The sequence below is a fragment of the Caballeronia sp. LZ028 genome, from assembly GCF_031451415.1.
GTDB lineage: Bacteria > Pseudomonadota > Gammaproteobacteria > Burkholderiales > Burkholderiaceae > Caballeronia > Caballeronia zhejiangensis.
The window spans coordinates 2,178,940-2,192,200 of the sequence record NZ_JARUXN010000001.1 but is presented as its reverse complement, the minus strand read 5'-3'; the positions used below and the strand labels follow the sequence as shown (position 1 = coordinate 2,192,200).

General features: G+C 64.9%; 12 protein-coding genes. 9 read left to right on the top strand and 3 right to left on the bottom strand.

Going from position 1 to position 13,261, the window contains the following annotated elements:
• The first annotated feature begins 14 nt into the window (after window positions 1-14).
• The 7 genes from QCE58_RS10375 (at window position 15) to ftsB (ending at window position 9,092) form a co-directional block, all read left to right on the top strand.
• Window positions 15-803, top strand: a complete 789-nt coding sequence (locus QCE58_RS10375; protein ID WP_250521200.1) for a TatD family hydrolase — start codon at window positions 15-17, stop codon at window positions 801-803.
• A gap of 61 nt (window positions 804-864) precedes the next feature.
• Window positions 865-3,351, top strand: coding sequence for a DNA internalization-related competence protein ComEC/Rec2 (locus tag QCE58_RS10370; RefSeq protein ID WP_250521199.1), 2,487 nt, complete (start codon window positions 865-867; stop codon window positions 3,349-3,351).
• A gap of 24 nt (window positions 3,352-3,375) precedes the next feature.
• A complete protein-coding gene (locus QCE58_RS10365; RefSeq protein ID WP_008341881.1) occupies window positions 3,376-4,197 on the top strand; it encodes an alpha/beta fold hydrolase in 822 nt (273 codons plus the stop codon).
• Between the two features lie 161 nt (window positions 4,198-4,358).
• Complete coding sequence (locus QCE58_RS10360) at window positions 4,359-6,047, top strand: CTP synthase (protein ID WP_008341880.1); 1,689 nt, start codon at window positions 4,359-4,361, stop codon at window positions 6,045-6,047.
• Window positions 6,044-6,898 (top strand): 3-deoxy-8-phosphooctulonate synthase, encoded by an 855-nt coding sequence (gene kdsA, locus QCE58_RS10355; RefSeq protein WP_008341878.1) that lies wholly within the window; start codon window positions 6,044-6,046, stop codon window positions 6,896-6,898. The genes QCE58_RS10360 and kdsA overlap by 4 nt, the downstream gene beginning before the upstream one ends.
• Before the next feature lie 329 nt (window positions 6,899-7,227).
• Entirely contained in the window at window positions 7,228-8,511 is a 1,284-nt protein-coding gene (eno, locus tag QCE58_RS10350; RefSeq protein ID WP_008341877.1) for a phosphopyruvate hydratase, read from the top strand.
• Between the two features lie 113 nt (window positions 8,512-8,624).
• Window positions 8,625-9,092, top strand: coding sequence for a cell division protein FtsB (gene ftsB, locus QCE58_RS10345; RefSeq protein ID WP_008341875.1), 468 nt, complete (start codon window positions 8,625-8,627; stop codon window positions 9,090-9,092).
• 86 nt (window positions 9,093-9,178) lie between these two features.
• Here the strand turns inward: ftsB and QCE58_RS10340 are convergent, their stop codons facing one another.
• From QCE58_RS10340 to QCE58_RS10330, 3 genes are all read right to left on the bottom strand, one after another.
• Window positions 9,179-9,529: a hypothetical protein gene (locus QCE58_RS10340; protein WP_008341874.1), complete on the bottom strand. Its 351-nt coding sequence runs from the start codon at window positions 9,527-9,529 to the stop codon at window positions 9,179-9,181.
• Window positions 9,530-9,693: 164 nt separating this feature from the next.
• A complete protein-coding gene (hslO, locus tag QCE58_RS10335; protein WP_175982707.1) occupies window positions 9,694-10,644 on the bottom strand; it encodes an Hsp33 family molecular chaperone HslO in 951 nt (316 codons plus the stop codon).
• Window positions 10,645-10,694: 50 nt separating this feature from the next.
• Entirely contained in the window at window positions 10,695-11,219 is a 525-nt protein-coding gene (locus QCE58_RS10330) for a gamma carbonic anhydrase family protein (RefSeq protein WP_008341871.1), read from the bottom strand.
• A 175-nt stretch (window positions 11,220-11,394) separates the two neighbouring features.
• On the opposite strand from QCE58_RS10330, the gene QCE58_RS10325 reads away from it, so the two are divergent.
• Together QCE58_RS10325 and QCE58_RS10320 are read left to right on the top strand one after the other, a co-directional pair.
• The gene (locus QCE58_RS10325) at window positions 11,395-12,234 is read left to right on the top strand and encodes a ferritin-like domain-containing protein (RefSeq protein WP_250521198.1); all 840 of its coding nucleotides are present in this window, start codon (window positions 11,395-11,397) and stop codon (window positions 12,232-12,234) included.
• 58 nt (window positions 12,235-12,292) lie between these two features.
• A complete protein-coding gene (locus QCE58_RS10320; RefSeq protein ID WP_244807429.1) occupies window positions 12,293-13,177 on the top strand; it encodes an alpha/beta fold hydrolase in 885 nt (294 codons plus the stop codon).
• Window positions 13,178-13,261 lie beyond the last annotated feature (84 nt).

Here is a 13,261-nt window from a genome sequence, read left to right as displayed (position 1 = left end):
GCGCGGAGGCCGCCATGTGGATCGATACGCACTGTCATCTGGATGCCGGCGAATTCGATGCCGACCGCGATGCCGTCGCCGATGCCGCGCTCGATGCGCTCGTGACGCGCATCGTGATTCCGGGCGTCGGGCGCTTCAACTTCGACACGGTGCGGGCGCTGGCGCATCGCATCGAAGGCGGCGCGTACGCGCTCGGCATTCATCCGCTCTTCACGCCGGGCGCGCACGAAGACGACCTGCGCACGCTGCGCGAGGAAATCGAAGCGAGCATGGACGATCCGCGCTTTGTGGGCATCGGCGAAATCGGGCTGGATTACTTCGTGCCGACGCTCGACGACGCCCGCCAGCAGTTCTTCTACAACGAGCAACTGAAGCTCGCGCGCGAGTTCGATCTGCCGGTCATCTGTCATGTGCGCAAGTCGCAGGACAAGGTGCTGAAGGGCTTGCGCGCGCACGACATTCATCGCGGCATCGCGCATGCGTTCAACGGCAGTTTCCAGCAGGCCGAGGCGTTCATCGCGCAAGGCATGCATCTCGGCTTCGGCGGCAATCTCACGTTCGAGCGCGCGCTGCAGATCCGCCGGCTCGCGACGGAGCTGCCGCTCGACGCGATCGTGCTCGAAACCGATGCGCCCGACATCGCGCCGTCCTGGCGCTACAAGCAACGCAACACGCCGGACCAGGTCGCGCGCATCGCGCAAGTGCTCGCGCAACTGCGCGGCATCGACGAAAACGTGCTTTCCCTAGGCACAACGGCTAACGCTCACGCTGCGCTCCCACGGCTCGCGCTCGCCTCTTCATAATCGTTTCGATGGACGCATCGGCTGCATGCGTTCGCCGTGACGAGGAACGAAGAGGGAAGATGTGCGGGCGATTCTGCTGGGATTTGCATTGGGTGTCTGGTGGTTGCAGCAGCAGGCTCGCTTGCCGGATGTCATCGCGTGGTGCGCGTGCTGCACGGCGTTCGTCATCGCGATTGCGTCGGGCGCGATCGAGCCGCGTGCGCGCATCGCGAGCTTCGCGCTGGCTGCTTGCGCGCTGGGTTTCGCGTATGCGGCGATACGCGCGGATCTGCGGCTGCGCGAACAATTGCCAGCACGCTACGAGCAGCGCGACATCGAACTGACGGGTTTCGTGCGCGGCATGCCCGAGCGACGCGCCGACGGTACGCGCTTTCTCTTCGAAGTCGAGGCCAACGGCGCGAAATTGCATGACTTTCCGCGCGTCGTGCGCTTGCTTTGGATGTCGGGCGATCATGTTCCGAACCTGCACGCCGGCGAGCGATGGAGCTTGATGGCGCGTTTGGAGCGTCCGCATGCCAACGCCAACTTCGGTCTGCGCGATGCCGAAGCAACGCTGCTCGAACGCGGCATTCGCGCGACGGGTTATGTATCGGCAGCACGCGAGCCGCGCCGTTTGCACGCCGATGCGTCGGGTCCGCGGCTGACGATCGACCGGCTGCGTGCGCGCGCACGCGAACGCATCGAGACCGTGCTCGGCGATGCGCCGCATCGCGGGATCATCGTCGCGCTCGCGGTGGGCGCGCAGGACGCCGTCAGCGATGCCGACTGGACCGTCATGCGCGCGACCGGCACGAGTCATCTCGTTGCGATATCGGGCTTGCATATCGGCTTCGTCGCGGGGCTGGCGGCGTTGATCGTCGGATTCGTGTGGAAGCGCGTGCGCTTGCGCGGCCTGAGCGCGCCGTTGATCGCGGCCACGCCGAAAGCGGCGGCCATCGGCGCGACCGTGTTCGCTGCGTGCTATGCCGCGCTCGCTGGTTTCAACGTGCCCGCGCAACGCACGCTGTGGATGCTGCTGGTCGTTGCGCTCGCGTTTTTCTTCGGACGACGGCCGTCGTCGTCGCTCGTGCTGCTTTGGGCGCTCGCGTTCGTGCTGATCGCGGATCCGTGGGCGGTGACAGCGCCGGGATTCTGGCTGTCGTTCTGCGCGGTGGCGGCGATTCTGCATGCGATCGCGTCGGCGGGACGTCGCGCGTCGCGGGCGCAAACGGAAGAACAGGACGACGTCGATCAATGGGATCGCGTCGATCCGAGCGAAGTCGGTCATCGTCCGCAACATGTCGCGAAGCGCAGGCCGCTCGCGATCGTCGCGCGGTTCGCCGCGCGCGCGCGGCGGTATATCGCGTCGAGCGCGCGTGTGCAGTACGCGGTGACGATCGCGCTCGCGCCGCTCACCGTCTACTGGTTCTCGCAGATTCCGCTGCTCGGTCCGCTCGCGAATGCGTTCGCGATTCCGTGGATCAGCGCGCTCGTGACGCCCGCGACGCTCGCCGGTCTCATGCTTCCCGCACCGCTCGATGCGCCGATGCTTCACGTCGCCCATGCCGCGTTGTCCGTGCTCTGCGACATGCTCGCGCGTCTCGCGAATGCCGCGCCCGCGTCGCTCTGGCTTTTGCCCCGGCCGGATGCGTTCGCGCTCGCGGCATCGTGCGTCGGCGTCGCATGGGCGCTCGCGCCGCGCGGCTGGCCGTTGCGCTTCGCCGCGCCGCTGACGTGGCTGCCGCTGCTCGCGCCCGCGATGCATCCCGCGCCGGTCGGCGCGTTTCGCGTCACCGCGCTCGATATCGGCCAGGGCTCGGCGCTCGTCGTCGAAACGGCGCGGCACACGTTGCTCTTCGACGCCGGTCCCGGTCCCGAATCGACGCATGCGGGCGAGCGGATCGTGGTGCCGTATCTGCAGGCTGCGGGCGTGCGCGCGCTCGATGCGCTCGTCATCAGCCATTCCGATTCGGATCACGCGGGCGGCGCGCCGGCGGTGCTGCAATCGATCGCCGTGCGGCAACTGCTCGCGTCGCTGCCCGCGCAGGACGCGTCGTGGTCCGATGCGCGCGCACGCGGCGCGCAGACGCTGCGTTGCGCGGCGGGGCAGCGCTGGACGTGGGACGGCGTCGAATTCCGAATGCTGTGGCCCGAGCCGGGACCGCTTTCGGGCAAGCCGAATCGGCAGTCGTGCGTGCTCAAGGTGACGAACGCGGCGGGACGCTCGGCGCTCTTCGCCGCCGATATCGAAGCGGACGTCGAACGCATGCTGATCGCGCGCGACGCGTCAGACCTGCGCGCCGATGTGCTCATCGTGCCGCATCACGGCAGCCGCACTTCGTCCACCGAGCCTTTCCTCGATTCTGTCGGGCCGTTGGCCGCGATATTTCAGGTAGGCTATCGCAACCGTTTTCATCATCCGCATCCGACCGTTTTCGCGCGCTACCGGATGCGCGACATCGTGCTTTCGCGCAGCGACGAAGACGGCGCGGCGCGTATCGAAATCGGTTCGCAGATTACGTTCGAGCGCTACCGGCAAAGCCACGCGCGCTACTGGATGGCGCGCTAAACGCTAAAAAAACAAGAGACACGCTTGAAAGACATCATCCATTTCTCGCACGCGAACGGTTTTCCCGCATCGACGTATCGCACGATGTTCGCGGAGCTTTCCGACGAATACGAAGTTCGCAGCATCGAGCGCATCGGCCATGACGCGCGCTTTCCCGTGACACGCGACTGGCCGTATCTCGTCGATCAGCTCATCGACGACATGAGCCGCTATCGGCGCGAAGCCGACGGCGATCATCCGAAGGTGTGGCTCGTCGGGCATTCGCTCGGCGGCTATCTGTCGCTGATGGCGGCGCTGAAGCGCCCGGAATGGGTGAAAGGCGTGGTGATGCTCGATTCGCCGGTGATCGCGGGCTGGAAGAGCGGACTCCTGCGCGTCACGCAATGGACCGGGCTGGACGAGCGCCTGTCGCCCGCCGCCGCGACGCGCAAGCGCCGCACGCAGTGGGCGAGCCGCGACGAGGCGTGGCGGCATTTCCTGTCGAAACCGGCGTTCGCGCGCTGGGACGAACGCATGCTGTCGGACTATATCGATTTCGGCATTCCGCAGACCCATGCGAACGGCGCACGCTCGCTCGCATTCGATCGCCATGTGGAATATCTGATCTATCGCACGCTGCCGCACACGCTCGGCGCGCGGCTCGCGCACGGCGCGCCGGTGCCCGTCGGTTTCATCGCGGGGACGCATTCGCGCGAAGTGCGCCAGGTCGGGCTCGGGATGACGCGGCGCATCGCGGGCGAGCACATCGAATGGATGGAAGGCAGCCATCTCTTTCCGATGGAGCGCCCGATCGACACCGCGCGCGCCGTGCAGCGGCTGCTCACGGCCATGCAGACGGCGCGCTGAAAAGGGCGCGAGCACGCGCGCGGGACTTGACGAACGGCCCGCGTCACGTTCCGCAAAAATGACGCCGAAATGCGCGGATTTGTAGCCAATATCCGCGCCGGGCGCGCTTCGTGGGAACCGGCCTTTACGGTATAATCCGTTTTTCCCGCGAGCATCTAGCGATGACCAAATATGTATTCGTCACCGGCGGCGTAGTTTCGTCCCTTGGCAAGGGTATTGCCGCCGCCTCTCTCGCCGCGATCCTCGAATCGCGCGGTCTCAAAGTCACTCTCCTCAAGCTCGATCCCTACATCAACGTCGACCCCGGCACGATGAGCCCGTTCCAGCACGGGGAAGTGTTCGTGACGGAAGACGGAGCGGAGACCGACCTCGACCTCGGCCATTACGAGCGCTTCATCAGCACGAAGATGCGCAAGGCCAATAACTTCACCACGGGCCAGATCTACGAATCGGTGATCCGCAAGGAACGCCGCGGCGAGTATCTCGGCAAGACGGTGCAGGTCATTCCGCATATCACCAACGAAATCCAGGCATTCGTGGAGCGCGGCGCCGCTGCGGCGACGTGCGGCCAGCCGGACGTGGCGATCGTGGAAATCGGCGGCACGGTGGGCGACATCGAATCGCTGCCGTTCCTCGAAGCCGCGCGTCAGATGAGCCTGCGCATGGGCCGCAACAGCGCGTGCTTCGTGCACCTCACGCTCGTGCCGTTCATCGCGACGGCGGGTGAACTCAAGACGAAGCCCACGCAGCACAGCGTGCAGAAGCTGCGCGAAATCGGTATCTATCCGAACGTGCTCCTGTGCCGCGCCGACCGCCGCATTCCCGACGACGAGCGCGCCAAGATTTCCATGTTCTCGAACGTGCCCGAAGACGCGGTCATTTCCGTTTGGGACGCGGACAGCATCTATAAGATTCCGCAGATGCTCAACGACCAGCACCTCGACGACATCATCTGTGAAGAGCTGAAGCTCGCGCCGCCGCCGGCCGATCTGGCGATGTGGTCGAACCTCGTCGAGAAGCTCGAAAATCCGAAGCACGAAGTGACCATCGGCATGGTCGGCAAGTACGTCGAACTCACCGAATCGTACAAGTCGCTGATCGAAGCGCTGCGTCACGCGGCCATCCATACGTCGACGAAGGTCAACATCGAGTACATCGATTCCGAGCAGATCGACGCCGAAGGCACCGACGCACTGAAGCACCTCGACGCCGTGCTGGTGCCGGGCGGTTTCGGCCGTCGCGGCACGGAAGGCAAGATCAAGGCGATCCGCTACGCACGCGAATCGAAGACGCCGTATCTCGGCATCTGCCTCGGCATGCAGCTCGCGGTGATCGAGTTCGCGCGCGATGTCGCCGGTCTCGCCGATGCGAATTCCACCGAGTTCGATCAGGACACGGGCAACCCGGTCGTCGCGCTCATCACGGAGTGGTACGACCGCGCGGGCCGCATCGAAAAGCGCAACGAAGAGTCGGATCTCGGCGGCACCATGCGCCTCGGCTCGCAGAAGTGCCCGATCAAGCCGGGAACGATGGCCGAGCGCATCTACGGCAGCGATGTGAACGAGCGTCATCGTCACCGTTATGAAGTCAATAACCGTTTCGTGCCCCAGCTCGAAGCCGGCGGGCTTATCATCAGCGCCCGTACGCCGAGCGAGGATCTGCCCGAGATGATGGAGTTGCCGCAGTCGCTGCACCCGTGGTTCGTCGGCGTGCAGTTCCACCCCGAATTCACGTCGACGCCGCGCGACGGGCATCCGCTCTTCAAGGCATTCGTCGATGCAGCGCGCGCGCACGCCGAAGGCAATGGCGTGAAGGCGCCGGCGAAAGCCACCGCGGGAGCGCAAGCATGAAGCTGTGTCATTTCGAAGCGGGCCTCGACAAGCCGTTCTTCCTGATCGCGGGCACGTGCGTCGTCGAGTCGGAGCAAATGACCATCGACGTCGCCGGCCGGCTGAAGGAAATCACGCAGAAGCTCGGCATTCCGTTCATCTACAAGTCGTCGTTCGACAAGGCGAACCGCAGTTCGGGCAAGTCGTATCGCGGTCCGGGCATGGACGAAGGCCTGCGCATTCTCGGCGAAGTGAAGAAGCAGCTCGGCGTGCCCGTTCTCACGGACGTGCACACCGAGGAAGAAATCGAAGCGGTCGCATCGGTCGTGGACGTGCTGCAAACGCCCGCGTTCCTCTGCCGTCAGACCGACTTCATCCACGCGTGCGCGCGCTCGGGCAAACCGGTCAACATCAAGAAGGGCCAGTTTCTCGCGCCGCACGACATGAAGAACGTGATCGACAAGGCGCGCGACGCCGCGCGTGAAGCGGGTCTGTCGGAAGACCGCTTCATGGCGTGCGAGCGCGGCGTGTCGTTCGGCTATAACAACCTCGTGTCCGACATGCGCTCGCTCGCGATCATGCGCGAAACCAACGCGCCGGTCGTCTTCGATGCCACCCATTCGGTGCAGTTGCCGGGCGGGCAGGGCACGAGCTCGGGCGGTCAGCGCGAATTCGTGCCGGTGCTGGCGCGTGCGGCGGTCGCGACGGGCGTGGCGGGCCTCTTCATGGAGACGCATCCGGACCCGGCCTGCGCGAAGTCCGACGGCCCGAACGCGGTGCCGCTGCATCACATGGAAGCGCTGCTTTCGACGCTCATCACGATCGATCGCGCGGTGAAAAGCGGTTCGTTCCTCGAGAACGACTTCAACTGAGCGTCGGCAGCAAAAAGTAGTACGGCGCGGGCGTCATCATGGGCGCCCGTGTTGCGAGATCAGGCCGTCCGGCGTCATCCGGGCAACGGAGGAGCGTGCAACGCATCGGGGCGGCATCCGCAACCGGCGGATGAGACGCCCGCTCCCCACGAAAGCGATGCGGACCGGATTCGATCCGGTCCCGAAACGACCGCTCTTTGCGCCGGAGCTGAACCCGGCGGTCATCGAATGGGTCTGAGCGAAGCCAGTGAAGCGTGTATCGAAGTGTAAAAACAGGCGGCGCGCTTCGTTGTGACTGACAGAATTCATCGTCATTTCTTGAGGAAACCATGAGTGCTATCGTAGATATCATCGGCCGCGAGATTCTCGATTCGCGAGGCAATCCGACCGTCGAATGCGACGTGTTGCTCGAGTCGGGCACGATGGGCCGCGCGGCGGTGCCTTCGGGCGCATCCACCGGCTCGCGCGAGGCCATCGAATTGCGCGACGGCGAAGCGGGCCGCTACGGCGGCAAGGGCGTGCTTAAGGCCGTCGAACACATCAACACCGAGATTTCCGAAGCCATCATGGGCCTCGACGCCTCGGAACAGGCTTTCCTCGACAAGACCCTGCTCGAACTCGACGGCACCGACAACAAGTCGCGTCTCGGCGCGAACGCGATGCTCGCGGTGTCGATGGCGGTCGCGAAGGCTGCCGCCGAAGAAGCCGGCCTGCCGCTGTACCGCTACTTCGGCGGCTCGGGCGCGATGCAGCTTCCGGTGCCGATGATGAACATCGTCAACGGCGGCGCGCACGCGAACAACAGCCTGGACATCCAGGAATTCATGATCGTCCCGGTGAGCCAGCCGACGTTCCGCGAAGCGCTGCGTTGCGGCGCGGAAGTGTTCCACGCGCTGAAGAAGATCCTGGCCGAGCGCGGCATGAGCACCGCGGTGGGCGACGAAGGCGGCTTCGCGCCGAACTTCGGCAGCAACGACGAGTGCCTGTCGACGATTCTGCAAGCCATCGAGAAGGCCGGTTATCGCGCCGGTGAAGATGTGCTGCTCGCGCTCGACTGCGCGGCGAGCGAGTTCTATCACGACGGCAAGTACCAACTGGCTGGCGAAGGCCTGCAACTGTCGTCGACCGAATTCGCGGATTACCTCGCCACGCTCGCCGACAAGTTCCCGATCGTGTCGATCGAAGACGGCATGCACGAGTCGGACTGGGAAGGCTGGAAGACGCTGACCGACAAGCTCGGCAAGAAGATCCAGCTCGTCGGCGACGATCTCTTCGTCACGAACACACGCATTCTGAAGGAAGGCATCGAGAAGGGCATCGCGAACTCGATCCTCATCAAGATCAACCAGATCGGCACGCTGACGGAAACCTTCGCGGCGATCGAAATGGCCAAGCGCGCGGGCTACACGGCGGTCATCTCGCACCGCTCGGGCGAGACGGAAGATTCGACCATCGCGGACATCGCGGTCGGCCTGAACGCCGGCCAGATCAAGACCGGCTCGCTGTCGCGCAGCGATCGCATCTCGAAGTACAACCAGTTGCTGCGCATCGAGGAAGATCTCGGCGATATCGCCAGCTACCCGGGCAAGTCGGCGTTTTACAACTTGCGCTAAAGCTTTTGCCGCTTTAGTCGATAAGGACGCTTAGTGGTCTTTGAAGCGTCATCTTTTGAAGCCCGTCGCCCGGGGCAGCTTGCCGCCGGGCGGCGCTTATTTCGGCTACGTGAATGCGGCTCGTAACTGTCGTTCTGGTTCTTTTGCTGGTGCTGATCCAATACCCGCTCTGGTGGGGACATGGCGGCTGGCTGCGCGTGCATGAATTGCAGCAGCAGCTCGCGCAGCAGACGGACAAGAACACGAATCTGAGACTGCGCAACGAGCGCGTCCAGGGCGAAGTGCAGGACCTGCAAAACGGCACCGCCGCCGTGGAAGAGCGCGCGCGCTACGAGATGGGCATGGTGAAGGACAGCGAGGTGTTCGTGCAGTTCGTCTCGCCGAATTCGAACGCGCCCGTCAATTCCGCGAACGTGCCGGGCATGAACGGCTCGACGCGCGGTCAGGTTTCAGCGGCGCCGCTGCGCGTGGTGCCGAATCCCGTGTCGCGCTCGAAGCAGGAGTTGCGCGAGCTGGACAAGAAGGCGCAGAAGGAAAAAGCGGCCGAAGCGAAGAAAAAGCAGCAGGGCGCGGCGCAGTAAGACGCCGGCTGGTTGAGAGAAAAAATGGCGCGGTCACGACCGCGCCATTTTTGTATTTGGCAGACAAAGGCGGATGGCCGCCTCGCCTACCACGAAGTGCCGAATCCGATGCCGGTGCCCCAGTACGGGCCGCCCCAGCCGCCGCTCGAATAGCCGCCGTAGACCGACACCGGCGCGGGCGCGTAGAACTGCGACATCGTCTTCGCGGCGTTGCCAGCCGCGGCTGCCTGCTGCGATTCGTTGAGCGCCTGCTTGTCGATGGCGTTGTAGCGGTCCATCTCCTGCTGCGGCGTGAGCGTCTGTTGCGGCGCAGGCGATGTGTCGGGCAAGCGGCTATAGATCGGCGACGGGCCGGGCGGATCCATCATGCAGCCGGCGACGAGCGCGACCCCGGCCAGACACGGCAGCAACTTCCAGTTGAGTGTTGCGGTTTTCATTTTGCGACCTCCAGCGGGCCGGACATCTGTGCAGGAGTCCCATCATAGCTTGCGGAATCTGTCGTGAGAGCCGGGCCGAAAGCAGGCCGCAAGCGGCGCGCCGTGCTTCGAGCGTCACCGGCGCGCGTGGCGAAACCTCGACTGGACAAGGCTTGCGCGGCGTTTCAGTGGCGCCGGTCCGACGCCGGGCTCACACCTTGTGAGAGTTCGTTTGCGACAAAAAGTTGCGCAACGTCGACGGAGTCGAAGTCATAGCGCTGGTTGCAGAACTCGCAATGCACTTCGACATTGCCGCGCTCCACGATCACGCTGTCGACTTCCTCGCGGCCGAGCATCTTCAGCATGCCGCCGACCTTCTCACGCGAACACGTGCACTGGAAGCGCGCCGCTGCCGGCTCGAAGTGCTGGACGTTTTCTTGCCAGAAAAGGCGCTTGAACACGGTATCCGGCTCTTCCTTCAGCAATTCGTCGTTCGAAAGCGTGCTGCCGAGATGGCAGACGCGCTGCCACGTATCGGCGTCGTGCTCGCCCGGATGCGGAACGATGCCGCCATCGCCCGGCAGCTTCTGCAGCAGCAGGCCGACGGCGCGGTCGGTATCGGCGGCGAGCCACAAGCGTGTGTCGAGCTGCTCGGAGTGATGCATGTAGTGCTCGAGCACTTCGGCCATCGACTTGAGCGCGCCATGCTCGTCCGACAGCGGTACGATGCCCTGATACGGTTGCTGCCCCGGCTTTTTGTCGGAGGGATCGAGCGTGATGACGCAGCGGCCGCGCCCGTGACGGTTCAGCAGGTCCGGCAGCGACATTTCGCTGTCGAGCTCGCTCTCGCCGCCATCGGCCAGCTTCGCCGTGGCGCGCAGCGACAGGTTCGAATTGCACTGCACGACCAGCATCTTCACGGGACCGTCGCCGTAGATCTGCATGATGAGCGTGCCGTCGAACTTGAGGTTCGCGGACAGCAGCGCGCATGCGGCCATCATTTCGCCGAGCACGTTGCGCACGGCCACGGGATACGAGCGGCGCGCGAGCACTTCCTGCCACGTATGACGCAACGAGACGATCTCGCCGCGCACCGGCGCCGCGTTGAACATGAATTTCTGCAACTGGTCGTTCACAACTCTTCCTTGGGTGTTGAGGCTGCTGCGCCGTCTCGTGCGGCGTCCGTTCAGCCGATACGCACGAGGTGCGCCTTGTAATATTCGCGACGGTCGGCATAACTCGCCGTGGCCGCACGCATGCGGGCGATATCCGCCTCGCCGATTTCCCGCACTGCCTTGGCGGGCGCGCCGAGAATCAGCGTATTGTCCGGAAACACCTTGCCTTCGGTGACGACGGCGCCCGCGCCAACCAGACAGTTGCGGCCGATCACCGCGCCATTCAAGACCACCGCCTGGATTCCGATCAGCGAGCCTTCCTTGATCGTGCAGCCGTGCAGCATTGCCTGATGGCCGACGGTGACATCGCTCTCGATCGTCAGAGGAAAACCCGGATCGGCGTGGAGTACCGCGCCTTCCTGCACGTTGCTGCCGCGTCCGACGACGATCGGCTCGTTGTCGCCGCGCAGCGCCGCGCCGGGCCAGACACTCGCGTTTTCCTCGAGCGTCACCCGGCCGATGATGGTCGCGGTGTCCGCGAGGAACACGCTTTCGTGGATGGTCGGGGCGTCGTCGCCGAGTTTGTAGATGGCCACATTGTCTCCTGAGGCGTGATGTCGTGAAGGTGGGACTACAATGCGCGCCTGCCGGTGAGGCGGCGCACGCGCGTCGTTGCGCGTTTTGAGGCGTCCGCCGGGATTACCATTTTAGCTGTTTGCCGTAAGCGTCCGCTGGAACGCAGTGTTCGACGCCCGTTTTCGAGACAGTCCGATGCACGACCTTGTCATTTCCCCGGATGCCGATGACTGCGCCCGCCGCGCAGCGCTCGCGGTCCTGCGCGAGCGCGATCCCGCGACGAAAGCCGCGCGCGCCGGCGCACTTCTCGATGCGGCGCGCGCCCAGCCGCCGCGGATCGATCCACGAGCCGAGTTCGCGGAACCCGGCGATCTGCCTGGCCGGCCCGAGCGTCCGGCGCTCGTGGAGCCATCGTCGCTGAAGCGTCGCAGCATGCAGTCGGATGCGGGGCGCGCCGTGCTGTTGCACGCGCTCGCGCACATCGAATTCAACGCGATCAATCTCGCGCTCGATGCCGTCTGGCGATTTCCGTCGATGCCGCAGGATTTTTATCTCGACTGGTTGAAGGTGGCGGCGGAGGAGGCGCATCACTTTTCGCTGCTGAGCGCGCGCCTCGCCGATTTCGGCCACGCTTACGGCGACTTCCCGGCGCACGATGGGCTGTGGGACATGGCGCAACGCACGCGCGGCGATGTGCTGGCGCGCATGGCGCTCGTGCCGCGGACACTGGAGGCGCGCGGGCTCGACGCGTCGCCGCCGATCAGAAAGCGTCTCGCGCAGGCGGGCGATCACCCGTCCGCGGCGATCCTCGACGTCATCCTGCGCGATGAAATCGGCCATGTGTTGATCGGCAATCGCTGGTTCCGATTTCTGTGCGACGCGCGAAATCTGGACCCGCACACGACTTACGAACGCCTCGCCGCGCAATATCGCGCGCCGAAGCTGCGCGGCCCGTTCAATTTCGAAGCGCGCCGCGACGCCGGTTTCGACGAAGCCGAACTGCGCGCACTCGCCGGCCTCGACGATGCGAAGTAGGGCAGGTTCTTCGTCGCTATAATCGAACGATCATCCTTTTTTACTTCGAGACGACACCATGAAAGATTCGCGCTCCGAATTCGTCGACGCGCGCGGCGTGCGCCTGCACGTACGCCGCTGGGGCTCGCCCGACGCCCCGATGCTCTTCATGCTGCACGGCTGGATGGATATCGGCGCGTCGTTCCAGTTCGTCGTCGATGCACTCGTGGGCGACTGGCAAGTGCTCGCGCCCGATGCGCGCGGCTTCGGGCTCTCCGACTGGCCGGTCGCGCAGAAGGGCGGCGGCCATTACTACTTTCCCGACTATCTCTCCGATCTCGACGTGCTGTTCGACCATTACGCGCCGGGCGGTCAGGTGAACATCGTCGGCCACAGCATGGGCGCGAACGTCGCGCTGCTGTACGCGGGCGTGCGGCCCGCGCGCGTGCGCCGCGTGGTCGATCTCGAAGGCTTCGGATTGCCGGCGGCGCGCGCGTCGCAATCGCCGGGGCGCATTTCGCAATGGCTCGACGATCTGCGCGCGCCGCCCGCGCTGCGCAGCTACGCGAGCCTCGACGAAGTCGCCGACCGGCTGATCCGCACGAATCCGCGTCTGCCGCTCGCGCGTGCGCGCTATCTCGCGCAACACTGGTCCCGCGAGGAAGCGGATGGGCGCTTCCATCTGCTTGCCGATCCGGCGCACAAATTGCGCGGACCGACGCTGTATCGGCTCGACGAGGTGAGCGCGGCGTGGGCGCGCGTGGCGGCGCCCGTGCTGCACGTCGAGGCGAAGGATTCGCCGACGCTCGCGGCTTTCGCGGGCGAGACGCCCATCGCCGAATTCAAGACGCGCTTTCAGGCGTTCCCCGACTGGCGCGAGGAAATCGTCGACGAGGCCGGTCACATGATCCATCACGATCAGCCGGAGCGCGTCGCGGCGCTCGTCGAATCGTTCTGCGCGTGAGCGGCGCAGCACGGAACGAAGGAACTACATAATCGGCTTGTCGCGCCGATACAGTTAGAATGTGAGTGAAGCCCGATAAACGAC